This is a genomic window from Streptomyces sp. NPDC051963 (genome assembly GCF_044593495.1).
Taxonomy (GTDB): Bacteria; Actinomycetota; Actinomycetes; order Streptomycetales; family Streptomycetaceae; genus Streptomyces.
The window spans coordinates 116,449-138,989 of the sequence record NZ_JBIUCC010000015.1; the positions used below are offsets into that span (position 1 = coordinate 116,449).

General features: G+C 69.9%; 25 protein-coding genes and 1 tRNA gene. 18 read left to right on the forward strand and 8 right to left on the reverse strand.

Features of this window, described 5'->3' with window-relative positions; translation table 11 throughout:
* The first annotated feature begins 9 nt into the window (after window positions 1-9).
* The 3 genes from ACIHFB_RS43070 to ACIHFB_RS43080 all read left to right on the forward strand — a co-directional run bounded on the left by ACIHFB_RS43070 (window position 10) and on the right by ACIHFB_RS43080 (window position 1,691).
* The gene (locus ACIHFB_RS43070) at window positions 10-603 is read left to right on the forward strand and encodes an HhH-GPD-type base excision DNA repair protein (protein ID WP_365271253.1); all 594 of its coding nucleotides are present in this window, start codon (window positions 10-12) and stop codon (window positions 601-603) included.
* 126 nt (window positions 604-729) lie between these two features.
* Complete coding sequence (locus ACIHFB_RS43075) at window positions 730-1,395, forward strand: HdeD family acid-resistance protein (RefSeq protein ID WP_365271256.1); 666 nt, start codon at window positions 730-732, stop codon at window positions 1,393-1,395.
* Complete coding sequence (locus ACIHFB_RS43080; protein ID WP_365271259.1) at window positions 1,392-1,691, forward strand: hypothetical protein; 300 nt, start codon at window positions 1,392-1,394, stop codon at window positions 1,689-1,691. The genes ACIHFB_RS43075 and ACIHFB_RS43080 overlap by 4 nt, the downstream gene beginning before the upstream one ends.
* 420 nt (window positions 1,692-2,111) lie before the next feature.
* Here the strand turns inward: ACIHFB_RS43080 and ACIHFB_RS43085 are convergent, their stop codons facing one another.
* Window positions 2,112-3,749 (reverse strand): helicase HerA-like domain-containing protein, encoded by a 1,638-nt coding sequence (locus tag ACIHFB_RS43085; RefSeq protein ID WP_400129718.1) that lies wholly within the window; start codon window positions 3,747-3,749, stop codon window positions 2,112-2,114.
* A gap of 105 nt (window positions 3,750-3,854) precedes the next feature.
* Here ACIHFB_RS43085 and ACIHFB_RS43090 point away from each other — a divergent pair, with 105 nt between their 5' ends.
* Complete coding sequence (locus tag ACIHFB_RS43090; protein WP_003999914.1) at window positions 3,855-4,151, forward strand: type II toxin-antitoxin system VapB family antitoxin; 297 nt, start codon at window positions 3,855-3,857, stop codon at window positions 4,149-4,151.
* Between the two features lie 89 nt (window positions 4,152-4,240).
* Window positions 4,241-4,885: a LytR C-terminal domain-containing protein gene (locus ACIHFB_RS43095; RefSeq protein WP_365271265.1), complete on the forward strand. Its 645-nt coding sequence runs from the start codon at window positions 4,241-4,243 to the stop codon at window positions 4,883-4,885.
* A gap of 45 nt (window positions 4,886-4,930) precedes the next feature.
* On the opposite strand, the gene upp is transcribed toward ACIHFB_RS43095, so the two are convergent.
* The gene (gene upp / locus ACIHFB_RS43100) at window positions 4,931-5,566 is read right to left on the reverse strand and encodes a uracil phosphoribosyltransferase (protein WP_365271267.1); all 636 of its coding nucleotides are present in this window, start codon (window positions 5,564-5,566) and stop codon (window positions 4,931-4,933) included.
* A 102-nt stretch (window positions 5,567-5,668) separates the two neighbouring features.
* Here upp and ACIHFB_RS43105 point away from each other — a divergent pair, with 102 nt between their 5' ends.
* The 9 genes from ACIHFB_RS43105 to ACIHFB_RS43145 all read left to right on the forward strand — a co-directional run bounded on the left by ACIHFB_RS43105 (window position 5,669) and on the right by ACIHFB_RS43145 (window position 10,974).
* Window positions 5,669-5,839, forward strand: a complete 171-nt coding sequence (locus ACIHFB_RS43105) for a hypothetical protein (RefSeq protein ID WP_365271270.1) — start codon at window positions 5,669-5,671, stop codon at window positions 5,837-5,839.
* Window positions 5,840-6,069: 230 nt separating this feature from the next.
* The gene (locus ACIHFB_RS43110) at window positions 6,070-6,612 is read left to right on the forward strand and encodes a hypothetical protein (RefSeq protein ID WP_365271273.1); all 543 of its coding nucleotides are present in this window, start codon (window positions 6,070-6,072) and stop codon (window positions 6,610-6,612) included.
* Between the two features lie 65 nt (window positions 6,613-6,677).
* Window positions 6,678-7,109, forward strand: a complete 432-nt coding sequence (gene tadA, locus ACIHFB_RS43115; protein WP_400129719.1) for a tRNA adenosine(34) deaminase TadA — start codon at window positions 6,678-6,680, stop codon at window positions 7,107-7,109.
* Between the two features lie 72 nt (window positions 7,110-7,181).
* A tRNA-Ser gene (locus tag ACIHFB_RS43120) sits at window positions 7,182-7,266 on the forward strand.
* A 172-nt stretch (window positions 7,267-7,438) separates the two neighbouring features.
* On the forward strand, window positions 7,439-7,618 hold the full coding sequence (locus ACIHFB_RS43125; protein WP_365271278.1) for a hypothetical protein: 180 nt from the start codon (window positions 7,439-7,441) through the stop codon (window positions 7,616-7,618).
* Window positions 7,615-7,908, forward strand: a complete 294-nt coding sequence (locus ACIHFB_RS43130) for a Dabb family protein (RefSeq protein WP_365271280.1) — start codon at window positions 7,615-7,617, stop codon at window positions 7,906-7,908. Before ACIHFB_RS43125 ends, ACIHFB_RS43130 begins: the two co-directional genes overlap by 4 nt.
* A gap of 226 nt (window positions 7,909-8,134) precedes the next feature.
* Window positions 8,135-9,007: an RNA polymerase sigma factor SigF gene (locus tag ACIHFB_RS43135; RefSeq protein ID WP_365273348.1), complete on the forward strand. Its 873-nt coding sequence runs from the start codon at window positions 8,135-8,137 to the stop codon at window positions 9,005-9,007.
* A gap of 267 nt (window positions 9,008-9,274) precedes the next feature.
* Window positions 9,275-10,177: an RNA polymerase sigma factor SigF gene (locus ACIHFB_RS43140; RefSeq protein WP_365271283.1), complete on the forward strand. Its 903-nt coding sequence runs from the start codon at window positions 9,275-9,277 to the stop codon at window positions 10,175-10,177.
* Window positions 10,178-10,233: 56 nt separating this feature from the next.
* Window positions 10,234-10,974 (forward strand): hypothetical protein, encoded by a 741-nt coding sequence (locus ACIHFB_RS43145; protein WP_365271286.1) that lies wholly within the window; start codon window positions 10,234-10,236, stop codon window positions 10,972-10,974.
* A 33-nt stretch (window positions 10,975-11,007) separates the two neighbouring features.
* Here ACIHFB_RS43145 and ACIHFB_RS43150 read toward each other — a convergent pair whose 3' ends face one another.
* Window positions 11,008-11,202 carry a hypothetical protein gene (locus tag ACIHFB_RS43150; protein WP_365271289.1) on the reverse strand — a complete coding sequence of 65 codons (195 nt, stop codon included), beginning with the start codon at window positions 11,200-11,202 and terminating at the stop codon, window positions 11,008-11,010.
* Between the two features lie 196 nt (window positions 11,203-11,398).
* Between ACIHFB_RS43150 and ACIHFB_RS43155 the strand changes: the two genes are divergently transcribed.
* The 4 genes from ACIHFB_RS43155 (at window position 11,399) to ACIHFB_RS43170 (ending at window position 15,905) form a co-directional block, all read left to right on the forward strand.
* Window positions 11,399-11,893 carry a MarR family transcriptional regulator gene (locus ACIHFB_RS43155; protein WP_365271292.1) on the forward strand — a complete coding sequence of 165 codons (495 nt, stop codon included), beginning with the start codon at window positions 11,399-11,401 and terminating at the stop codon, window positions 11,891-11,893.
* 13 nt (window positions 11,894-11,906) lie between these two features.
* Window positions 11,907-14,411 carry an MFS transporter gene (locus ACIHFB_RS43160; RefSeq protein ID WP_365271295.1) on the forward strand — a complete coding sequence of 835 codons (2,505 nt, stop codon included), beginning with the start codon at window positions 11,907-11,909 and terminating at the stop codon, window positions 14,409-14,411.
* A gap of 107 nt (window positions 14,412-14,518) precedes the next feature.
* Window positions 14,519-15,340, forward strand: a complete 822-nt coding sequence (locus tag ACIHFB_RS43165; RefSeq protein ID WP_400129720.1) for a YceI family protein — start codon at window positions 14,519-14,521, stop codon at window positions 15,338-15,340.
* A gap of 94 nt (window positions 15,341-15,434) precedes the next feature.
* Window positions 15,435-15,905, forward strand: coding sequence for a PPOX class F420-dependent oxidoreductase (locus tag ACIHFB_RS43170; RefSeq protein WP_365271300.1), 471 nt, complete (start codon window positions 15,435-15,437; stop codon window positions 15,903-15,905).
* 3 nt (window positions 15,906-15,908) lie between these two features.
* On the opposite strand, the gene ACIHFB_RS43175 is transcribed toward ACIHFB_RS43170, so the two are convergent.
* From ACIHFB_RS43175 to ACIHFB_RS43195, 5 genes are all read right to left on the reverse strand, one after another.
* Window positions 15,909-16,343, reverse strand: coding sequence for a VOC family protein (locus ACIHFB_RS43175; protein ID WP_400129721.1), 435 nt, complete (start codon window positions 16,341-16,343; stop codon window positions 15,909-15,911).
* Between the two features lie 36 nt (window positions 16,344-16,379).
* Complete coding sequence (locus ACIHFB_RS43180; protein ID WP_400129722.1) at window positions 16,380-17,153, reverse strand: TetR/AcrR family transcriptional regulator; 774 nt, start codon at window positions 17,151-17,153, stop codon at window positions 16,380-16,382.
* 120 nt (window positions 17,154-17,273) lie between these two features.
* Window positions 17,274-18,755 carry an MFS transporter gene (locus ACIHFB_RS43185; RefSeq protein WP_365271308.1) on the reverse strand — a complete coding sequence of 494 codons (1,482 nt, stop codon included), beginning with the start codon at window positions 18,753-18,755 and terminating at the stop codon, window positions 17,274-17,276.
* 142 nt (window positions 18,756-18,897) lie between these two features.
* A complete protein-coding gene (locus tag ACIHFB_RS43190; RefSeq protein WP_400129724.1) occupies window positions 18,898-21,078 on the reverse strand; it encodes a glycosyltransferase family 39 protein in 2,181 nt (726 codons plus the stop codon).
* The gene (locus tag ACIHFB_RS43195; protein WP_365271314.1) at window positions 21,075-22,532 is read right to left on the reverse strand and encodes a bifunctional glycosyltransferase family 2/GtrA family protein; all 1,458 of its coding nucleotides are present in this window, start codon (window positions 22,530-22,532) and stop codon (window positions 21,075-21,077) included. Before ACIHFB_RS43195 ends, ACIHFB_RS43190 begins: the two co-directional genes overlap by 4 nt.
* Between the last annotated feature and the right edge of the window lie 9 nt (window positions 22,533-22,541).

The window sequence follows — 22,541 nt, forward strand, 5'->3', positions numbered from 1 at the left end:
CATCGACCCATGGACGTCACCCTGCATCTCGCCCAGGACCCCGAGGCCGACGCGCTCCTCGGCCGCAGCCCGCTCGCCGCGCTCACCGGCATGCTGCTGGACCAGCAGGTGCCGATGGAGTGGGCGTTCAAGGGCCCTGCGACGATCGCCCAGCGCATGGGCGCCGACGACCTCGACGCACACGACATCGCCGCCCGCGACCCGGAGGCCTTCGCCGCGCTGCTCTCCGAGAAGCCGGCGGTGCACCGCTACCCGGGGTCGATGGCCAAGCGCATCCAGCAGCTGTGCCAGTACCTCGTCGAGCACTACGACGGTGACGCCGAGGCCGTCTGGAAGGGCGTCGACAGCGGGACCGAGCTGCTCAAGCGACTCCAGGACCTGCCCGGGTTCGGCAAGCAGAAGGCCCAGATCTTCCTCGCCCTGCTGGGCAAGCAGCTCGGGGTGGCGCCGAAGGGGTGGCGGGAGGCCGCGGGGGCCTACGGCGAGGCGAAGTCCTTCCGCTCCGTCGCCGACATCACCGGCCCGGAGTCACTGGCCAAGGTCCGCGCGCACAAGCAGGAGATGAAGGCGGCGGCGAAGGCGGCGAAGGCCGCGGGGAAGTAGCCGCCGACACGGCCTCCAGGACCTCCGGGAAGCCCTCCCGGAAGTCCTACGGGAAGTCGTACGGAAATTAAGCCGGTTGGCCCACGCCAGGTGGCATTCGGGTCCCGTTCGGTCAAAGCATGAAACATGACCGAGGCACCGAGCGGTTCCCCCTGGGGTCCGGAGTACGACGACCGCCGGGTGCATGCCGCCGCGCGCGAGCCCCGCCCCGGTGGCGCCGAACCGCCGCTCGAAGGCCCCCTGCACGTCCTGTCCCGCACTGCCTGGCAGGCCGTACTGCTCACCGGCATCGCCTCCCTGGTCCTCGGCATCCTGATCCTGGTCTGGCCCGGCCAGTCCCTGCACGCCGCCGGAATCCTGTTCGGCCTCTACCTGCTGGTCAGCGGCGTACTCCAGCTGGCCTCCGCCTTCGGCACGCACCGGACGACATCCCTGCGCGTCCTGGCCTTCATCAGCGGCGCCCTGTCGATCCTGCTCGGCCTGTTCTGCTTCCGCGGCCCCATGCAGTCGATCCTGCTGCTCGCCCTGTGGATCGGCATCGGCTGGCTGATCCGCGGGATCACCCAGACCCTGGCCGCCGTCCACGACGCCTCGATGCCCGCACGCGGCTGGCAGATCTTCCTCGGCGTCCTCACCTTCGTCGCCGGCGTCGTGCTGATCGTCTCCCCCTTCGAGTCGGTCGCCGTCCTCACCCTGGTCGGCGGCTGGTGGCTGGTCGTGGTCGGTGTCGTCGAGATCGTCACGGCGATCGGTATCCGCGGCCGCGCGAGTCGGGTGCCACGCGAACTGTGAACGCCGTACGCGCCTGGTCGCGGGTCCTCGTCCTGCTGCTCGCCCTGCTGGTGCCGGGCGAGCACACGGCGCACGCGGTGGCGGTCACGGCGGAGAGCAGCGCGGCGGTCGTCGAGTGCGACGACACCGTCGTACGGTCGCCGGCCCGGGCCGGCCGGCCGCACGTCGTCCCCCTGCGCCCGGCACCCCGTCCGCGCACGCGGCTCGCCCCGCCGCCGCCCGCCCCGCAGCTCCCGGTGCCGTCAGGCACCCGGCCCGTCCTGCACACCCTCCGCACGGTGGTCCTGCGCTGCTGACACGAGCCGTGAACTCCCCGGCCCATCAGCACCCCTACAGCAAGGACGACACAGCCATGCCCAGCGACCCGTACGCGGTCCTGCGCGCCCTGCTGCGCGCCGAGGCCATCCGCAACACCCCCAAGCCCAAGCCCCAACCCCAGCAACAACCGCCCAAGCAGCCGGAGCACGGCTGACCGGACGGCGCCCCGCGCCCCGTCAGGGGCGCGGGGCTGTATCAATGTGCGGCTCCGCCGCGGGGGCGCGACAAGCCCCCACCGACCCGCAGCCGAACAACCCGCCCGTCCAACGGGGCTAAGCCGGGCGGGGGAAGTCGGCTGCGGTTCGGCAGTGCCCCGAAGGGGCGCGGGGAACTGCGCGACCAGCCACGATGGCGCCGCAGTCGACCGACGGCGCATCACCGCACTTCCAGCGGAGCGCTTAGCGTCGCCGCCGAGCCGTCCCGAAGACGGACCGGGTGACCTCACGCCCGATCTGCGTACCGATCGACCGGGCCAGCGACTTGAACATGCCGCTGCCGACGACCTGTTCGACGACAGAGCGCTCCTCTTTCGCCGCGCGTCCCTCTTCAGCCGCCTCGCGCTCCTCTTTCGCCCCCTTGCGCTCCTCTTTCGCCGCCTCGGGCGCCTCGCCCATCTCGTCCGGCCCCTTCGCCCCGCGGGGCGCCTGGAGCTTCTCGTAGGCCGACTCTCTGTCCACAGCCTGTGCGTAAGTTCCGTACAGCGCAGAAGCCTTGACCTCCTGGACCAGGGCCGCCGCCTCGACCGGCCCCATCAGCGACTCGGGCGCCCGCAACCGTGTCGCCGCGACCGGAGTCGGCGCACCCTTCTCGCTCAGGACGGTGACGACGGCCTCCCCGGTACCGAGACCGGTCAGCAGCTCCTCCAGGTCGTACGCCGAGTTCGGGAAGGTCTTCACCGTGGCCTTCAGCGCCTTCTGGTCGTCGGGGGTGAACGCCCGCAGCGCGTGCTGGACACGGTTGCCGAGCTGGGCGAGGACATCGGCGGGTACGTCCTTCGGGGTCTGCGTCACGAAGAACACCCCGACCCCTTTCGAGCGAATGAGCCGCACGGTCTGGGTGATGGCCTCCAGGAACGCCCTCGACGCGTCGTTGAAGAGCAGATGCGCCTCGTCGAAGAAGAAGACGAGCTTGGGCTTGTCGGCGTCACCGACCTCCGGGAGATCATGGAAGAGGTCGGCGAGCAGCCACATCAGGAACGTCGAGAACAGCTGCGGTCTGTCCTGCACGGCGGGCAGTTCGAGGACCGACACCATGCCCCGCCCGTCGTCGGCCGTCCGCAGGAACTCGGCCGTGTCGAACTCCGGCTCCCCGAAGAAGTCCCCCATGCCCTGCGCCTCGAAGGCGGTGAGGGAACGCAGGATCACGCCCGCGGTCGCCGTCGACAGCCCGCCGATGTTCCTGAGCTCGGCCTTTCCCTCGTCGGAGGTCAGGAAGGCGACGACCGCCCTGAGGTCCTTGAGGTCGATCAGCTCCAGGCCCTTCTGGTCGGCGAAGTGGAAGATCAGGCCGAGGGACTGCTCCTGGGTCTGGTTGAGCCGGAGCACCTTGGACAGCAGCACCGGGCCGAAGCTGGTGACGGTGGCCCGGACCGGGATGCCGTGCCCCATGCCGCCCAGGGCGTAGAACTCGGCGGGGAATCCGCTCGCCGCCCACTGCTGGTGCACCTCGGCGGCACGGGCCCGGACCTTGTCGTTCGACACGCCCGGCGCCGAGATCCCGGACACGTCCCCCTTGATGTCGGCGAGGAACACCGGCACGCCCTGCGCACTGAGCTGCTCGGCGATCAGCTGGAGGGTCTTCGTCTTGCCGGTGCCGGTGGCGCCCGCGACCAGGCCGTGCCGGTTGAGCATGGGCAGCGGGATGCGGATCTGCGCGTCGGGCAGGCACTTCCCGTCCCACATCAGGGCGCCCAGGTCGAGTGCGGGTCCGGTGAAGGCGTAGCCCGCGGCAATCTCCAGAGCCTGCTGGGGGAGGGCGGGAGCGCTCCCCCGTGTCTCGGGCGTGGTGGCCGCGCGCACGGTCTCGCTGTCACTCATATCGGACCCCTGCTTCCGTTTTGCACAGGTTTACGGCATCTTTTCCAGCGTCGCACTCCCTCTCCATGGCTGCGCCCGGAAGGTCTTGACCGGTAGGCTTTCCGTGTGATCTTCAAGCGCATCGGAAACGGCCGGCCGTACCCCGACCACGGCCGGGAAAGCACCCGGCAGTGGGCGGACGTCGCACCGCGCCCGGTCCGCCTCGATCAGCTCGTGACGACGAAGGGCCAGCTCGACCTGGAGACACTCCTGGCCGAGGACTCGACCTTCTACGGCGATCTGTTCGCGCACGTCGTCAAGTGGCAGGGCGACCTGTATCTGGAGGACGGTCTGCACCGCGCGGTCCGCGCGGCGCTCCAGCAGCGCCAAGTGCTGCACGCACGCGTCCTCGAACTGGACTAATGGCCAACCGGTGGCCCTAACGGGTTGAACTGCGTGCCGGCAATGATCATCTAGTAGGAATCACCGCCCGCGCACACTACGCTGCGCCCATGAGCATGCTGACTCCCCCCGGCATGGGCGGCCAGTACCGGATCAAGGGGGACAAATACCCCCGTATGCGGCGCCCCCGACGACGCGGCAGGCTCGCGGTCGGGGTCGTGGCCTCGGTCGCCGCCCTCGGACTGATCGGCTGGGGCACGATGCAGCTCATCGACGTCTTCACGGGCGGCGGCGAGCAGGCCTCGGCGGTCGGCGCGAGGTCGGACTGCTCGTCCAAGGCGAGCCCTTCACCGAGCGCGGCCGACCTGCCCGAGCCCGGCCAGGTCACCGTCAACGTGCTGAATGCCACGACCCGCAGCGGGCTGGCCAAGCAGACGGCGGACGAGCTGAAGAAGCGCGGCTTCAAGATCGGCAGCGTGGGCAACGCGACGGCGGCCTTCGACAAGAAGGTCACGGGCGCCGGGATACTGCTCGGCCCCGCCTCCTCGCTGAACACCTCACTGCCGGTGCTCGCCACCCAGCTCGGCACCGCCGAACGCCGCACGGCCGCGGGGCGCAAGGGCACCGACGTCGACCTGATCATCGGCAACGGTTTCAAGGCGCTGACCACGAAGAAGGACGCCGACAAGGCCCTGGCCGCACTGACCGGACCTCAGCCGACGCCCACTTCGTCGAAGTCGAAGAAGAACTGCTGAACCGCGCGTACGTCGTACCGCGCACCGCGCGCCTCGTGAAGAGGCCTACTCAGCGGCCCCGTACATCCGGTCCCCCGCGTCTCCCAGGCCGGGGACGATGTAGCCGTGCTCGTTGAGGCGCTCGTCGACCGACGCGGTCACGACCGTCACCGGCGTGCCCGCGAGCTCGCGCTCCATGAGCTCCACGCCCTCGGGGGCGGCGAGCAGGACCACGGCGGTCACGTCGTCGGCGCCGCGCTTGATCAGCTCCTGGATCGCCGCGACCAGGGTGCCGCCGGTGGCGAGCATCGGGTCGAGGACGTACACCTGGCGCCCTGAGAGGTCCTCCGGCATACGGGTGGCGTACGTGGAGGCCTGGAGGGTCTCCTCGTCGCGCACCATGCCCATGAAGCCCACCTCGGCGGTCGGCAGCAGCCGGACCATGCCGTCCAGCATGCCGAGGCCGGCCCGCAGGATCGGCACGACCAGCGGGCGCGGGTAGGACAGCTTGACGCCGGTGGTCGAGGCCACCGGGGTCGTGATGTCGACCTGCTCGGTGCGCACGTCGCGCGTGGCCTCGTAGGCGAGCAGGGTGACCAGCTCGTCGGCGAGCCGCCGGAAGGTCGCGGAGTCGGTGCGCTGGTCGCGCAGCGTGGTGAGCTTGTGGGCGACCAGGGGGTGGTCGACGACGTGGAGACGCATGGCCTAACAGTAACCGGGTCCAGCTAACCCTCGTGCTGGCATCAAACCGCCCATCAGAGGGAAAGTGGGAGGGACGTACGGGTGGGTACGGGGTGGTGAGCCATGACTGACCGTGAGGCACAGCGGGAGACCGATGCCGAGCGCAGGCGGCGCCGCGCGGTGTTCCTGCGCGAACTCGCCGAGGCCCGCGAACTGCGCGACCGCGTCCAGCCCCGGCGCGCCAAGGCGGCACGCCTGCGTCACGCGATGCGCATGCGCACATTCCGCTGGTAGTGCGACCCGCCTCAAACCCGCCCGCGTACCTCGGCGGTGCCCGAGCCGCGTACGATCCCGCTGGTGGACGATCAAAACGGGCGGACACAGGGTGCCGAAGACGTCCCCTGAACGCCTTGTTTCTGCCACGATTCCGAGTGGGCGGGGCTCGGAGCTCCGCACTCCCCGCCCACCAACCTCCGCCGGGGGGACCCCCAACCGGCACGCCTACGACCAGTGGGAGAGTCACGGTGTACTTCGCCGCACTGCTCGCGCGCACCGAAGACGGGTGGGAAGCGAGCGATACAGAGCTCGACGATGTGGAGACCCTGTCGGATCTCGCCGACCTGGCCCGGGAGTCCTCGACCGACGACGACACGGTGCTCGTCCTCATCGAGCAGGAGGACGCCTGGTTCGGCGTCGTCCGCGTCGACGGCGAGGACGACCCTCGCATCTACGTCTCGGACGCCGCCGCCGCTGCCCGCAGCAGCTACGGCGAGATCCTGCTCACCGACGAACTGCTCGGCCGGGATCCGGGTGACGACGACGTCGCCGACCTGGACTCCCTCGACCTCGACGGCACCGAGGACGGTGAGGCCGAGGACGACGCCGACGGCGACGGTGAGGACGACAGCCCCTCCGCCGAGGCCGTACCGCACGGCCCGGTCGGCGACATCAGGATCCTCGACGACCTGGGCGTCGGCGAGAAGGAGTTGCTGACCCTGTCGGACGACGCGCTCACCGAGATCGCCGACGCGCTCGGCGCCTCGGACATCCTGGAGGCCGTCCGCTGACCGGCGGGACCGGGGAGCGGGACCCGGGTCCGCCGGACCCGGTACGCGACCGTTGGCGGGCCGCGATGCGGCTCGCCCTGGACGAGGCCGCGCACGCCCCCAAGGGCGGGGACGTCCCCGTCGGCGCGGTGGTGCTGTCCCCGGACGGCAGAACCGTGCTCGCGGCCGGGCACAACGAACGCGAGGCCACGGGCGATCCGACGGCCCACGCCGAGGTCCTCGCCATCCGGCGGGCGGCCGCAGTGCTGGGCGGGTGGCGTCTCGCGGGCTGCACGCTCGTCGTGACCCTCGAGCCCTGCACGATGTGCGCGGGCGCGATCGTCCAGTCCCGCGTGGACCGCGTCGTGTACGGCGCCCGCGACGACAAGGCGGGCGCCGCCGGCTCCCTCTGGGACGTCGTACGCGACCGCCGGCTCAACCATCGGCCCGAGGTGATCGAGGGCGTGCTCGCCGAGGAGTGCGGCCGGATCCTCACCGACTTCTTCCGCGACCGCTGAGGCCGACTGCACCGCCCGGACCGGCCAATACCGATTTCAAACCAAGCCCCACCGTGCTGTAAGGTCTCCCTCGGTAGCGTGTCCGAGCGGCCGAAGGAGCTCGCCTCGAAAGCGAGTGTGGCGCAAGTCACCGAGGGTTCAAATCCCTCCGCTACCGCTGAAGAAGGGCCTCGTCGCAAGACGGGGCCCTTCCTGCGTCCGGGACCCGCGACGCCCGCGGACAAAGGGCCCTCACCTGCGGGCCGTTGCCCCCGAGAAAGGCGTGAAGGTTACACTCGCCGCCGGCAGCAGGGGGCCCTCAGGGCACAGCAGGCACAGAGGAGGCCGCCGTGGCGGTGAATTCGAAGAAGATCGCCGTCTATGTCCTCGTGGTCTTCGTGCTCTACGTGATCATCACGGACCCGGCGAAGGCCGCGGACTATGTCCAGATAGGCTTTGAGGGCATATCGGACGCCGCGAAGGCCCTCGGCGACTTCGCGTCGTGGGTCGCCAACGGAGGAGAGTCATGATCCGTCACCTGGTCCTCTTCAAGCTCAACGAGGGCGTCGAGCGCGATGACCCGCGCGTGGTGAAGGGCGCGGAGCTCTTCCGCGCACTCGACGGCAAGATCCCCGAGATCCGCTCCTGGGAACTGGGCTGGAACCTCAGCGACCGGCCCATCGCGTACGACTTCGCGATCAACTCGGCGTTCGAGGACCGCGAGGCCCTGCGGGCGTACGCGATGCACCCGGAGCACCAGGCGGGCGTCACCCTGTGGGGCGAGTTCGCCACGTGGGTGATCGCCGACTACGAATTCTGAGGCGCCCGCGGTTCTGCGCCACACCCCGTTCCGAACCACCGTCCGTTCGGAACCACCGTCTTCAGAAGCCCTCCGCCGTTCCGGCGGAGGGCTTCAGTGCGTCTTATGCACCCTTTTGTCGTCAACACGTGGTTATGCGGTGCTTGCATGCAATGCACATGTCTTGTGATGCTATGACAGCTTTTGACGGATGAGTTGACCTGCGTTGACGGAGGAAGAGGTGGCGTTGACCGTGTCGGCCAGTACCGCGCCGCCCCAGGACGAGGCTCCCGCTCAGGCCGAGACGCCGGCTCCCGCTCCTCCCGACGATCCCCCGCCCCCGGCCCCGGAAAGGCGCCGCGGCGCCGATACCCGGGCGCTCACCCAGGTGCTCTTCGGCGAGCTCAAGGAACTGGAACCGGGCACGCCGGAGCACAACCGGGTGCGTGGGGCGCTCATCGAGGCCAACCTCCCGCTCGTGCGCTATGCGGCCGCCCGCTTCCGCTCCCGCAACGAGCCCATGGAGGACGTCGTCCAGGTCGGCACCATCGGACTCATCAACGCCATCGACCGCTTCGACCCGGACCGGGGCGTGCAGTTCCCGACGTTCGCGATGCCGACGGTCGTCGGCGAGATCAAGCGGTACTTCCGCGACAACGTCCGCACGGTCCACGTACCGCGCCGGCTGCACGAGCTGTGGGTGCAGGTCAACAGCGCGACCGAGGACCTGACGACCGCCTTCGGGCGCACCCCGAGCACCGCCGAGATCGCCGAGCGGCTGCGCATCACGGAGGAGGAGGTGCTGGCCTGTATCGAGGCGGGACGGTCGTACCATGCCACCTCCCTGGAGGCGGCCCAGGAGGGCGACGGGCTCCCCGGACTCCTCGACCGGCTCGGCTACGAGGACCCGGCCCTGGACGGCGTAGAACACCGCGATCTCGTCCGGCATCTGCTGGTCCAACTCCCCGAACGCGAACAGCGGATCCTGCTGCTGCGCTACTACAGCAATCTCACACAGTCGCAAATCAGTGCGGAACTCGGCGTCTCCCAGATGCATGTGTCGCGGCTACTCGCGCGTAGCTTTCAGCGACTGCGCTCCGCGAACAGGATCGACGCGTAACCGCATAGAGGATCGATCCGTAACCGGCGAGAGCGAATCGCTCACCAGGGCGGATCCCGACAGTTCTGCGCCAAAAAACCGTCAGACCCCCTTTATCCAGGGCGGATTCAAGTCTCACATGTCGACATGTCACTACAGCGTGTTGCCGACATGTGACATTCTGCGGGAAGCGCGTTTGCCGGGGCTGCGGCTCCGGTATTCAGGTGAAGGCCGACGTTCCTCGATGGAGCGTTCGTCACGACCGTCCCGCGACCCAAAGGGGGTGGCATGTCCGCAGACAAGGGCAGCTCTAAGGTGCTCACGCTCACAAAGAGCGAGGCAGCGCCCGAGGCGCACGCCGCGCTCGGCCCCATCGCCGAGGTTGAGGTTCTGGAGCCCACGCCGGCTCCGGTGATCACCTCCTCGGAGACCATCGACACCCGCACCCTGTCCCGCTCCCTTTTCCTGCGGCTCGCCGCACTGGACGAGAACAGCCCCGAGCGCGCATACGTCCGGGACACCCTGATCGAGCTCAACCTCCCGCTCGTGCGGTACGCGGCGGCCCGCTTCCGCTCCCGCAACGAGCCGATGGAGGACATCGTCCAGGTCGGCACCATCGGCCTGATCAAGGCGATCGACCGCTTCGACTGCGAACGGGGCGTGGAGTTCCCGACGTTCGCGATGCCGACGGTCGTCGGCGAGATCAAGCGGTTCTTCCGCGACACGTCCTGGTCGGTCCGGGTTCCCAGGCGTCTGCAGGAGCTGCGGCTCGCCCTCACCAAGGCCAGCGACGAGCTCTCCCAGAAGCTCGACCGCTCTCCGACGGTCGCCGAACTCGCCGCGGTCCTGGGCGTCTCCGAGGAGGACGTCGTCGACGGCCTCGCGGTCGGCAACGCCTACACGGCCTCCTCCCTCGACTCCCCGGCCCCCGAGGACGACGGCGGCGAGGGCTCCCTGGCGGACCGCCTCGGCTACGAGGACAGCGCCCTGGAGGGCGTCGAGTACCGCGAGTCGCTCAAGCCGCTGCTCGCCAAACTGCCGCCCCGCGAGCGGCAGATCATCATGCTGCGCTTCTTCGCCAACATGACCCAGTCGCAGATCGGCGAGGAGGTCGGCATCTCCCAGATGCACGTCTCCCGGCTGCTGACCAGGACACTGGCGCAGCTGCGCGAGGGCCTCATCTCCGACTGACGCCCAAGAGCGTCGCGAGGCTTCCTATTTGACGGAGCGTCAGCCACCATGGCGCGATGCTTCGATCGACGCGGGCGACATGGACACATGGCCGCCGGCACGCCGCGATCGGCGCGTCGGCGGCCGTCGTCTGTCTGGGCGGGGTCCTGGCCGCGTGCGGGGCCGGAGGCGACGGCGACGGGTACGTGGCGACCGGTTCGGCGCCTCAGGCCCCCGGTGCGGCCGTGAAGCCGACCGGGGAGGTGAGCCTGGTTCCGCTCGACGGCGGGTCATCGGCGCCCTCCTCGGGTCCGGCCGACTCGCGGGACGCGACGGGAGGTTCGAACGCCCCCTCGCCCCCGGGCGGGATCACGCCGGACAGCCCCACCCCCACCCCCGCCACCGGGACCGGGGCGGGGCCGGAGACGCAGACCGAGGGCGCCAAGTCCCCCCGTACGCCCTCGGCTTCACCACCGTCGGCCGGCGGCAGCGGTCGTACGACACCCCCCGCCCCCGCCGCGCTCACCTGGTCCGAGCCGGAGCGGGAGGCCGCGGACGAGCGCTGGTGCGAGAAGGTGACGGTCCGCTTCCACAACTCCGGCGGAACCGCGGTGCGTTCGGGCACGGTGACCTTCGGGACGCACATCATCGGGGCGCTCGGAATCGACTGGGGGACCGTCGAGTCGGCCGAGAAGCTTCCGGCGCCGGTCAGGGCCGGGGCGCGGAAGGAAGAGAGCTGGACGGTGTGCGTCGACGCGTGGCGGGTGCCGCTGGGCATGCACATCGAGACGCGGGACGTGTCCGTCCAGTGGAAGTAGTCGTGCCCTCGTCGCTTACAGGTCGTGCCGTGCCTACTTCAGCGCGAGCCACGCGACGGCGGCCACGACCACCACCGCGACGACGACACCGATGATCAGGCCGATACGGGGGCCTGAGGAGGCCGCCGCCTGCTGCCGGCCCTGCGGGGCCTCGTCGACGAACGCGCGGAACATCTGGGTGTTGCCTGCGGGGTCGTGGTTGCCCTGGGGGCCCTGGGTGTTAGCCATGTCCCGAGACACTAGCGAATCGGCTGTGACCGCCCAAGTGGGGGCTGCGCACCCCGCACGGAACCTTTGCCACCTGCACATTTACGGCCGCAACCCTTGCCTTTGCCAAGTTTTTATGCCGGACCTACACCGTTTTATTTGCCTGTAGCAACCAACATCTCTATGGTTGCCCTAAGCAACGAATGCGGGAGGTGTGATGGCCGAGGAGGCGCAGTACGAGGAACTGGTGCGCCAGTTCAGTGCCTTCGGGGCCGTGAAGCGGGAGATGGGGCGGATTCTGCCGTCCGAGTGTCCCGGCGGTTCCGCCGCCGTGCTGACACTGCTCGGACGCTACGGCGACATGCGCATGAGCAGGCTCGCGGAGCTGCTCGCCGTGGACATGTCCGTGACCAGCCGCCATGTCGCGCACGTCGCCGAGCGTGGCTGGATCGAGCGCTCCCCGGACCCGGCGGACAAGCGCTCCCGCATCCTGCGCCTCACCCCGGTGGGCCAGGCACTGCTCGACGAGCTGTCCCGGCGGACCACCGAGCTGCTCGCCGACCGCCTGCACGACTGGTCGGACGACGAGGTCGGCCAGCTCACCCGGCTGATGGCCCGGCTCAGGGACAGCTTCGGCGACTGCCGGCCCGTACACCGGCCGCCGGCCCCGCCCGTGCTCGAAGAGACCACCCGTACACCCGCAAGCACATAAGAGAAGGAAGCCCATGGCAACGACCACACCAGCCGGTGTGCGGGCTCACGCCAAGCACGGGGGAGGCTCCCAAGGCTCTCCCGACGGCGTCCAGATGACACACCGGCAGATCATGGAGGCGCTCTCCGGTCTGCTGCTCGGTATGTTCGTGGCGATCCTGTCGTCCACGATCGTGTCGAACGCCCTCCCGGAGATCATCGGCGACCTCGGCGGCGGCCAGTCCGCCTACACCTGGGTCGTCACCTCCACCCTGCTGGCCATGACGGCGGCCACCCCCCTGTGGGGCAAGCTCGCCGACCTCTACAACAAGAAGGCGCTCGTCCAGCTGGCGCTCGTCATCTATGTGCTGGGATCGGCCGCCGCCGGGCTGTCGCAGAACCCCGCCATGCTGATCGCCTGCCGGGTCGTGCAGGGCATAGGCGTGGGCGGTCTGTCCGCCCTCGCGCAGATCGTGATGGCCGCGATGATCTCCCCGCGTGAGCGGGGACGCTACTCCGGCTACCTCGGTGCCACGTTCGCGGTCGCGACCGTCGGCGGCCCGCTGCTCGGCGGTGTCATCACCGACACCTCCTGGCTGGGCTGGCGCTGGTGCTTCTACGTCGGTGTCCCGTTCGCGGTCATCGCGCTGATCGTGCTGCAGAAGACCCTGAAGCTGCCCGTCGTGAAGCGGGACGTCAAGGTCGACTGGGCCGGTGCCTTCTTCATCTCCGCCGCGGTCTCACTGCTGCTGGTCTGGGTCACCTTCGCCGGTGACAAGTACGAGTGGCTGTCCTGGCAGACGTACGCGATGGTGGGCGGGTCCGTCCTCCTCGCGCTGATCTTCATCTTCGTCGAGACCAGGGCCAGCGAGCCGATCATCCCGCTGCGGCTGTTCCGCAACCGGACCATCACGCTGTCGTCGCTCGCGTCGATGTTCGTCGGTGTCGCGATGTTCTCCGGCACGGTGTTCTTCGCCCAGTACTTCCAGCTGGCCCGGGACCAGTCCCCGACCATGTCGGGTGTCATGACGATCCCGATGATCGGCGGACTGTTCATCTCCTCCACCGTCTCCGGGCAGCTCATCACCAAGACCGGCCGCTGGAAGGCCTGGCTGGTCGGCGGCGGTGTGCTGATCACCGCGGGCCTGGGCCTGCTGAGCACCATCCGCTACGACACGGACTACTGGAAGACCGCCGTCTTCATGGCGATGCTGGGTCTCGGCATCGGCATGATGATGCAGAACCTCGTGCTGTCCACGCAGAACCAGGTCGACCCGAAGGACCTCGGCTCGGCCAGCTCCACGGTCACCTTCTTCCGGTCCCTCGGCGGTGCGATGGGCGTCTCGGCGCTCGGTGCCGTCATGGCCAACCGGATCACCGACTACGCCCAGGACGGCCTCGCCGATCTCGGCCCCAAGTACGCCTCCGCCGCGGGTTCGGCCTCCAGCGACACCATCCCGGACATGGACGCGCTGCCCGCGCCGCTGCGCACGGTCATGGAGAGCGCGTACGGCCACGGCATCGCGGACGTCTTCCTGATCGCCGCCGCCATGGCCCTGCTCGCCTTCCTCATCACCCTGTTCATCAAGGAGGTCCCGCTGAAGACCAAGGGCGCGATGGCGCAGTCGGCCGGCGCGGAGGAGATCCCGGCCGCGGCGGCGGCACCCGGCGAGGAGAAGGTCCCGAGCTGGGCCGTCGCCGCCGACACCGAGGCCGGTCCCGAGGGCACGCAGAAGCTCGCGGCCGTCGCCACGGTGGCTCCGCCCCAGGAGGGTTCCGGCGGCATCCCGGTCCGCGGCCATGTCCGCGGCGCCGAGAGCGCGCCCGTCCCGCAGGCCGCCGTCACGCTGATCTCCCTCGCCGGGCGCCAACTGGGCCGCTCGGTCGCGCAGGGCGACGGCTCCTACGCGGTGGACGCGCCGGGCACGGGTTCGTACGTCCTGATCGCCTCCGCCGACGGGTTCCAGCCGCAGGCGTCCACGATCGTGGTGAACGGCGAGCCGCTGGCGTACGACATCCTGCTCAGCGGCACCAGCGGGCTGAACGGGGTGGTGCGGTCCGCCGGGACCACGCTGCCCGTCAAGGACGCGATGGTGATCGTCACCGATGTGCGCGGGGATCTGCTGGCCACCCAGACCACCGGTGAGAAGGGCGAGTTCGCCTTCACCGAGCTGGTGCCGGGTGCCGTGACCGTGGCGGTGAACGCCGCCGGCTACCGGCCGCGCGCCCTGCCCGTCGAGGTGGGCGGCACCGGGGTCACCCGGATCGAGGTCGACCTCGACTCGGGCGCCCAGGTCCAGGGTGTCGTGCGGGCGCCGCACGGTCCGCTGGCCGACGCCCGCGTGACGCTGGTCGACGCGGCGGGCAACGTGGTCGGCACGGCCACGACCGGCGCGGACGGGGCGTACGCCTTCACCGACCTCGACGGCGGCGAGTACACCGTCATCGCGACCGGCTACCCGCCGGTGGCGACGGCGCTGACCGTCACCGGGCGCGGAGCCGACGCCCACGACATCGAACTCGCCCACCCGGGCGAGTAGATGAACCCCGGCCCGTGACGGGCGCGCGCTCTGAGCGGAGGTGCGCGTTCGTCACGGGCCGGTTCTGTACGACCGGTTGTTTGCATGGCTTGCAGGGAGAAAACGGGATGGGACTGACCGCGAAGATCCGTACGCGGGACGGATGGGCCGTGTCGCACGCGGTCGTCACGGTGACCGACATGACCGGTGCGCAGGTGGTGCGTGCGGAGGCGGACGGCGAGGGTGTCGTCCGGGACACGACGGCGCTGGCGCCGGGGGCGTACACCGTCATCGTCACGGCCGTCGGCTACGCGCCCACCGCTTCGAGCGCCATCGTCACGGCGAGCGGCCGGGCCGAGGTGGGCACGGTGACGCTGGCGAGGCAGGGCGGCACCGAGCTGCCGCCGCCCGGGCCGTGGACCATCGACCCGGCGCACTCGTCCGTCGGCGCCGTCGCCCAGCACCTGGGGATCTCCAGCGTGCACGGCCGGTTCACCCGGTTCGCGGGCACGATCGAGGTCGCGCCCGACGACATCGCCAAGTCCCGGGTGGAGGCGGTGATCCGGGCCGCGTCCATCGACACGGGCAATGCCATGCGGGACGGCCATCTGAAGTCCGCGGACTTCCTGGACGTGGAGACGTTCCCCGAGATCATCTACCGTTCCACGGGCCTGACCGTGGCGGGTTCGGACCGCTGGACGGTCCACGGCGAGCTGAGCCTGCACGGTGTCGTACGACCCGTCGACCTCGACCTCGCCTATCTCGGCACCGGCGCGGACCCCTGGGGCGGCACCCGGGCGGCCTTCCGGGCCACGACACGGCTCCAGCGCGAGGACTTCGCCATGTACTACAACGAGGTGGTCCAGGCGGGCATCGCGGCGGTCGGTACGACGCTGAAGGTGGAACTGGACATCCAGGCCGTGCAGGGCGAGTCGCTGCCGCAGGCGTAAGCGCCCCTCAGGGGCGCGGGGAACTGCGCGACCAGCCACGACGAACCCGCAGACGAGTCACCGGCCTTCCAGCGGAGCGTCTAGGCTGCGCCCCATGGCACCGAACATCGCGACCAACACCGCCGTATCGCCGGCCGAGCTCCTTGAGTTCGTACGACCCCGCCATCGCGCCATCCTGCTGACCCGCCGGGCCGACGGCAGCCCTCAGGCCTCGCCGCTGACCTGCGGCGTCGACGACTCGGGCCGGATCGTCGTCTCCACCTACCCCGAGCGGGCCAAGACCCGCAACGCCAAGCGGGACCAGCGGGTCAGCCTGCTCGTGCTGAGCGACGACTGGGACGGGCCCTGGGTCCAGATCGACGGGACCGCCGAGGTGATCGACTCCCCCGACTCCGTCGAGCCGCTCGTCGAGTACTACCGCAACATCGCCGGTGAGCACCCGGACTGGGACGAGTACCGGCAGGCCATGGTCAAGCAGGGCAAGTCGATCATCCGGGTCACCCCGGAGCGGTGGGGGCCGGTGGCGACGGGCGGATTCCCGGCGCGGCTGGTCAGCGGGGAGTAGCGCTCACGCGGCGGTGGCGGCGACGCAGAATTCGTTGCCCTCCGAGTCGGCCATCGTGATGTGGTGGCCGTCGAACTCCTCCTCGACACTCCCGCCCGCCTTCACCAGCCGCTCGGCCTCGGCTCTGATCCGGGCCCAGCGCTCGTCGGAGTTTCCGTGCCCCGGTACCCGGATGTCCATGTGCAGTCGGTTCTTGGCCGTCTTCGGCTCGGGGACCTTGAGGATGGAGAGCCGGGGGCCGGCGCCGTCCGGATCGCAGAGCCACGCGCAGTCGTCCACGGACTCGTCCTCCGGGAGGTCGAAGCTCGCGAACCACTCCTCGCGGGTGGTGAAGGGAGCGGGCGGCGGCTCGTCGACATAGCCCAGGGCCGTCTTCCAGAACGCGGCGAGGAGCTGCGCGTCCGTGCAGTCGAGCGTCAGAGTGATTCGGGCTGCCATGAAAAAAACCGTACTGCGCGCCACTGACAACGGCGTCTACGCCCGCTCCTCGGCGGCCTTCACCATCGCCTCGATCCCGGCGATCAGCAGCTCCAGCGCGAACGCGAAGTCCCGCTCCCGCATCTCCTCGACGGTGTCACCGCCACGGGCCGCCATGATGTCCTCCGACTCCTGGATGACCTCGGCGGCCTCCGGTGCCTGCGTCACCGCGCTCATCGCGTGCCGGAAGTAGTCGTCCTGGGTCATGCCGGCATCCGCGCAGCGGGCGATGAAGTGACCCTCGATCGTGCCGTAGCCGTACACGAACTGGAAGACGGCCGAGATGGCCCCGGTCAGGCTCTGCGCGGGCAGCCCGGTCCTGCGGATGACGCGCTGGACGACCCGGGAGAACAACAGTGAGTTGGGGCCGATGTTCAGGAAGGTCCCGGCGAGCGGCGACAGCCAGGCGTGACGCACCAGCAGGCCCCGGTACTCCCGGGCCAGCGTCCGCAGTTGGTCGCGCCAGTCCTCGCCCTCGGCGTCCGGGTCGGGCAGCCGCAGCTCACCGAAGGCGGCGTCCAGGGCGAGTTCGAGGAGGTCGTCCTTGGTGTCGACGTACCAGTACACGGACATCGCCGTCACGTTCAGCTCCCCGGCCAGCCGGCGCATGGAGAACTTGCCCAGCCCCTCGGCATCCAGCAGCCGGACCGTCACCTCGGTGATCCGGTCGCGGTCGAGCCCGGAGGGCTGCCCGCCGCCACGCCCGCCACGGCGCGCTTTCCCGTCCAGCCAGACACTGGTTCGCGCCGAACGCTGGGCTGACTTAACCATGGCGCACCTTCCTCAGTCTTTCTTTGATGCCGGTCGAGCTGAGCGCCCCGTCAGGGGCGCGGGGAACTGCGCGATCAACCACAGACGGTCCGCAGACGCACCACCACCGGATGTCCCGAGCTAGTGGGCGACCACCACCTCCGAGTCTGCCCTTTCCGCACGTCGCAGCAACGCCGCCGCGACCACCCCGCCCAGCAACACGGCGAAGGCCCCCACCAACTGACTGGTCGCCAGTCCGGAGGAAAACGCATCGGTGATACGTTCCCTCTCCGCCTCGGACCCCGCCGAAGCCAACGCCGCCGGCAGCGAGGCCGCCGCCACCGGAATCAACGCGGCGAACCGTGAGTTGAGCACGGCTCCGAGCACCGCCACTCCGAGGCCGTTCCCGAACTCGGCGAGCGTGCCGTTGACACCGGCACCGACTCCCGCCTTCTCCCGGGGAATCGCACTCATGATGGCGTGCGCCATCGCCGGGTTGGCGACAGCACACCCCGCCCCGATGAGCAGCAGTCCGAGCAGCGTCCCGCCATAGCCGTCGGAGGCCAGCGTGGCGATGGACACCAGCCCCGCCGACATCAACACCATGCCCAGCAGGATGGACACCGGCGTCCCGAGCTTCGTCGTCCACTTCGCCGACAGCCCGGAGAAGTTCAGCGCCACCACGGACAGCGCGAGCGGCGCCGTACGAAGACCGGCCTCCAACGCGTCGTAACCCAGCACGAACTGCAAGTGCTGCGTCAGCAGGAACAGCGCACCGCCCATGCCGAAGGTGATCAGCACCGCCCCCGCGACCGCACCCGTGAACCGCCGGTCCCGGAAGAAGTGCATGTCGAGCATCGGATACGGAATCCGGCTCTCCCAGTACGCGAACACCCCCAGCACGACCACCGCGAGCGCGCCCGTGCCGAGCACCCGGCCCGACGTCCAGCCGTGCTCGGGTCCGGAGATGATCGCGAACACCAGCGCGGACATACCGATCGTGGACAGCAGCGCACCCAGCAGGTCGGGGCGGTCTCCCCGGGGGTTCTTCGACTCGGGGACCAGGGCGATCACGGCGACCAGGCCCAGCGCCGCGACCGGCAGGTTGATCAGGAAGATCGCGCCCCACCAGAAGTGGTTCAGCATGAACCCGCCCAGCAGCGGCCCCACGGCGAAGCCGAGCGCGTTGACGGCGCTCCAGATGCCGATCGCCTTGGGGTGCTCCTCCGGCGCGAAGATCTGCATGGCCACGGCGAGCGTCGTGGTCAGCAGCAGCGCACCGCCCACACCCATACCGGCCCGCGCGGCGATCAACTGCCCGGTGGAGTCGGCGAGTCCGGCCGCCAGCGACCCGATGCCGAACAGGGCCAGGCCCGCGATCAGCATCTTCTTACGGCCGTAGCGGTCGGCCGCGCTGCCCGCGCTCAGCAGCAGGCCCGACTGCACCAGCGAGTACGCGTTGATCATCCACTGGATGTCGGAGGTGGCGGCGTTCAGCTCCTCGGTGAGCGAGGGGATCGCCACGTTCAGCACGGTGTTGTCGAGCAGCACGGTGAGCTGGGCGAGACAGATGACGCCGAGGATCAGCCAGCGCTGGGGATGGCCCTGGGGGGACGTGGTCATGATGTACACCGTAGAACAGTCCCTATACGGTGTACAACGGAGATACGGAGAGACCCGGTGCGGAGGTACGACGGAGGGCGGTGGCCTGCGCCACCGCCCTCCGTCGATCGACGAACCGATCGGCGAACCGATCCGCGAACCGTCAGCTACTGCTGCTGCTCGCCTTCTGCGTCAGGTCGTAGAACGTCGCCGAACCGACCGTCACCTTCTTGAAGTTGGCTTCGATCCACTCAGTGATCTGCGCGGACGTACCACTGTCACTGCCGCCCATGCCACCGCCGCCCGAGCCGCTGGAGATGAAGTAGTGGATCTTGCCGTCGGCCACGTACTCCTTGAACTGGGCCAGCGTCGGGGACGGGTCGGTGCCGTTGAAGCCGCCGATCGCCATCACCGGGTCGCCGGTGGAGAGCTGGTAGCTCGCCGCGTTCTGGGCGCCGATGGCCGCGGCGGCCCAGGTGTAGTCCCCGGCGTTCGTCTCCAGCAGCTTCTTGGCCTCGTCGGAGACGGTGGCGCCGTTGAGCAGGCCGGCCGCGCCGCCACCGCCCATACCGCCCTCGCCCATCCCGCCGGCCATACCGCCCTGCTGGTTCTGGCCCTGGGTGTTGCCGTTCTGCCCCGGCATACCGCCGCCCGGGAAGCCGCCGGTGCCGCCGGTCGGGGGCTGGCCCATGCCGCCGCCCTGCTGACCCTGGCCCTGGGTGGTGCCGTTCTGCTGGCCACCGCCCGGGAAGCCGCCACCGCCGCCACCGGGACCGCCGCCCCGGCCGCCGCCGCCCATCATGCTCGCCCCGGCCGGACCGGCCGTGACGATGGAGCCGGTGTGGCCCTCCTGAAGCGTGCTGATGGTGTACGCCGTCGGACCGGCGACAGCCGCGACGAAGCTCAAGCCGACTGCCGCGAGCGCCAGTTGACGGCCCAGCCTGGCGACGAAGATCAGGCCGAGAGCGCCGGCCAGACCGCCGATCAGGACCAGCCACTTCAGCCAGGGAAGGTAGTCCGGGGTGCGGTTGAGCAGGACGTAACCCCACGCGGCACTCGCCACGACCGAGGCCGCGAGGGCGAGCGACGCCCACATGTCGCCGCGCTTCTCCCACAGGGTCGCCGCGCCCATGCCGATCACGGCCGCCATGTAGGGGGCGAGGGCCACCGTGTAGTACTGGTGGAAGATGCCCGCCATGTAGCTGAAGACGACCATGGTGATCAGCAGCGAGCCGCCCCAGACCAGGAACGAACCACGGGTCACGGACGTCCGCTTGAGCTTGCGCGTGGCCACCAGGCCGGCGATCAGCAGGATCAGGGCCGCCGGGAGCAGCCAGGAGATCTGGCTGCCGATCTCGGAGTTGAACATCCGGTCCCAGCCGGTCTCACCCCACTGGCTGCCGCCGCCGTTGCCGCCACCGCCGCCGCCGACGCTGCCGGTCTCCTCGCCGTTCAGCCGGCCGAGGCCGTTGTAGCCGAAGGTCAGCTCAAGGAAGGAGTTGTTCTGCGAACCGCCGATGTACGGGCGTGAGGACGCGGGCCACAGCTCGACGATCGCGACCCACCAGCCGCCGGAGACGACGATCGCGACCGTCGCCAGTGCCAGCTGCACGAACCGCTTCTTCACCTTCACCGGCGCGCAGACCGCGTACACGATCGCGAGCGGCGGCAGGATCAGGAAGGCCTGAAGCGTCTTGGCCAGGAACGCGAAGCCGATCGCGACTCCGGCCCACATCAGCCACTTGGTACGGCCGTCCTCCAGCGCTCGTACGACGAAGTAGCAGGCGACCGCCATCAGCAGCGCCAGCATCGCGTCCGGGTTGTTGAACCGGAACATCAGCGCCGCGACGGGGGTGAGCGCGAGCACCGCGCCCGCGATCAGACCGGCCGCGGGGCTGAACCGGCGGCGTACGGACGCATAGACGACGGCGACCGTGCCGACGCCCATGAGGGCCTCGGGGGCCAGGATCGCCCAGGAGCTGAGGCCGAAGATGCGGACCGACAGCTCCATCGGCCACAGCGAGGCCGGGGGCTTGTCGACGGTGATGGCGTTGGCCGAGTCGAGCGAGCCGAAGAAGAACGCCTTCCAGCTCTCACTGCCGGCCTGGACGGCCGCGGAGTAGAAGGAGTTGGCCCAGCCGGAGGCGCTCAGGTTGTAGAGGTAGAGCACGGTGGTGACGAGCAGCAGGCCGAGGAAGGCCGGGCGCGCCCAGCTGGGGTCCTCGGGGCGGCCCCGCCACAGTCTCCGGACGAACGGTTGCCTCGGCTCACCCGCCACGGGCGCCGGCGTCGGCGGAGCCGTGGGCTCCGTGACGGCCGAATCGGCTGTGTAATACGCGGTCATCGTCGGTCCCTCGGATCGGTGTCGGTGGGACGCACCGGCTGGAGCTGAATGGTCGCGTCCCTCCAGGAACGGTCCGCGGCTTCACCGGCGCGGAACTGGGTGGTGTCGTACGGGGAGTTCTGGGGAGTCATCTGACGCTGGGGCGCCGGGGCCGTCCGGTAGGTGGGCGAGGACGGGACGTGCGAGGCGACCATGGTCGACAGCTGGTCGTCGTCGCGCCGGTCCGGGAACACCCAGGCGCGGAAGAGCAGGAAGCGCAGCACCGTCGCCGCGAGGTTGGCGGCGACCAGGACCGCCAGCTCGGTGGTGTGGCCGGGGTCGCTGGACGCCGCGTTCAGCGCCGCGAGCGAACCGCTGGTGAGGATCAGGCCGATACCGAAGACGACCAGGCCCTGCGCCTGGTGCTTGACGGCACCGCCCCGGCCGCGCACCCCGAAGGTCAGACGCCGGTTGGCGGCCGTGTTGGCGATCGCGGAGACCAGCAGGGCGAGCGCGTTGGCGATCTGCGAGCCGCCGAACTGCCGGAAGACGGTGTAGAGGAGGAGGTAGAAGAGGGTCGACAGACCGCCGACGACACAGAAGCCGACGAGCTGGCGGGCCAGCCCCTTGGGTACGTCCTGGATGTCGCGGTCGCGCGGGTCGTCGCCGAACGGCCGGGCGAGCCGGTCCAGCGGCAGCGAACCGGTGGCCAGGGCCTTGCCCACCCGCCACACGCCCTTGAGGTCGTCGGTCGCCGTCTTCACGATGTGGACGGTGGAGTCGGGGTCGTCGACCCAGTCGACGGGCACTTCATGGATACGAAGGCCCGCGCGCTCGGCGAGCACCAGCATCTCGGTGTCGAAGAACCAGCCGGTGTCCTCGACGAGCGGCAGCAGTATCTGGGCCACATCCCGGCGGATCGCCTTGAACCCGCACTGGGCGTCGGAGAAGCGGGCCTGGAGCGAGCCGCGCAGGATGAGGTTGTACGTGCGGCTGATGAACTCACGCTTGGCGCCGCGCACGACGCGCGAACTCCGGCTGAGCCGGGAACCGATCGCGAGGTCGGAGTGACCCGAGATCAGCGGCGCCACCAGCGGAAGCAGCGCGTTGAGGTCGGTGGACAGGTCGACGTCCATGTACGCGAGGATCGGTGCGTCCGAGGCGGACCACACGGTCCTCAGGGCCCGGCCGCGGCCCTTCTGCTCCAGGCGGAAGGACCGCACCTCCGAAATCTCCGCCTCCAGCTGGGACGCCACGTGGGGTGTGGTGTCGATCGACGCGTTGTCGGCGATCGTGATGCGGAAGGCGTACGGGAAGGTCCGCTTGAGGTGCTGATGGAGTCTCAGCACACACGGCCGGAGGTCTTTCTCCTCGTTGTAGACGGGGATCACTACATCCAGGACAGGCGTACCGGCGTCTCCGGCCGGGAGGTGCTCCCGCGCCGGCAGGGAGCCGGGAGAAGAGTCGGTTCGCATGGAACCGAC

Bases quoted from the DNA above. Each gene is read 5' to 3' on its own strand.
- ACIHFB_RS43070 (WP_365271253.1), top strand. From the start codon at position 10: ATGGACGTCACCCTGCATCTCGCCCAGGACCCCGAGGCCGACGCGCTC.
- ACIHFB_RS43075 (WP_365271256.1), top strand. From the start codon at position 730: ATGACCGAGGCACCGAGCGGTTCCCCCTGGGGTCCGGAGTACGACGAC.
- ACIHFB_RS43085 (WP_400129718.1), bottom strand. From the start codon at position 3,749: ATGAGTGACAGCGAGACCGTGCGCGCGGCCACCACGCCCGAGACACGG.
- ACIHFB_RS43095 (WP_365271265.1), top strand. From the start codon at position 4,241: ATGAGCATGCTGACTCCCCCCGGCATGGGCGGCCAGTACCGGATCAAG.
- upp (WP_365271267.1), bottom strand. From the start codon at position 5,566: ATGCGTCTCCACGTCGTCGACCACCCCCTGGTCGCCCACAAGCTCACC.
- ACIHFB_RS43105 (WP_365271270.1), top strand. From the start codon at position 5,669: ATGACTGACCGTGAGGCACAGCGGGAGACCGATGCCGAGCGCAGGCGG.
- tadA (WP_400129719.1), top strand. From the start codon at position 6,678: ATGCGGCTCGCCCTGGACGAGGCCGCGCACGCCCCCAAGGGCGGGGAC.
- ACIHFB_RS43130 (WP_365271280.1), top strand. From the start codon at position 7,615: ATGATCCGTCACCTGGTCCTCTTCAAGCTCAACGAGGGCGTCGAGCGC.
- ACIHFB_RS43140 (WP_365271283.1), top strand. From the start codon at position 9,275: ATGTCCGCAGACAAGGGCAGCTCTAAGGTGCTCACGCTCACAAAGAGC.
- ACIHFB_RS43145 (WP_365271286.1), top strand. From the start codon at position 10,234: ATGCTTCGATCGACGCGGGCGACATGGACACATGGCCGCCGGCACGCC.
- ACIHFB_RS43150 (WP_365271289.1), bottom strand. From the start codon at position 11,202: ATGGCTAACACCCAGGGCCCCCAGGGCAACCACGACCCCGCAGGCAAC.
- ACIHFB_RS43155 (WP_365271292.1), top strand. From the start codon at position 11,399: ATGGCCGAGGAGGCGCAGTACGAGGAACTGGTGCGCCAGTTCAGTGCC.
- ACIHFB_RS43160 (WP_365271295.1), top strand. From the start codon at position 11,907: ATGGCAACGACCACACCAGCCGGTGTGCGGGCTCACGCCAAGCACGGG.
- ACIHFB_RS43165 (WP_400129720.1), top strand. From the start codon at position 14,519: ATGGGACTGACCGCGAAGATCCGTACGCGGGACGGATGGGCCGTGTCG.
- ACIHFB_RS43170 (WP_365271300.1), top strand. From the start codon at position 15,435: ATGGCACCGAACATCGCGACCAACACCGCCGTATCGCCGGCCGAGCTC.
- ACIHFB_RS43175 (WP_400129721.1), bottom strand. From the start codon at position 16,343: ATGGCAGCCCGAATCACTCTGACGCTCGACTGCACGGACGCGCAGCTC.
- ACIHFB_RS43180 (WP_400129722.1), bottom strand. From the start codon at position 17,153: ATGGTTAAGTCAGCCCAGCGTTCGGCGCGAACCAGTGTCTGGCTGGAC.
- ACIHFB_RS43185 (WP_365271308.1), bottom strand. From the start codon at position 18,755: ATGACCACGTCCCCCCAGGGCCATCCCCAGCGCTGGCTGATCCTCGGC.
- ACIHFB_RS43190 (WP_400129724.1), bottom strand. From the start codon at position 21,078: ATGACCGCGTATTACACAGCCGATTCGGCCGTCACGGAGCCCACGGCT.
- ACIHFB_RS43195 (WP_365271314.1), bottom strand. From the start codon at position 22,532: ATGCGAACCGACTCTTCTCCCGGCTCCCTGCCGGCGCGGGAGCACCTC.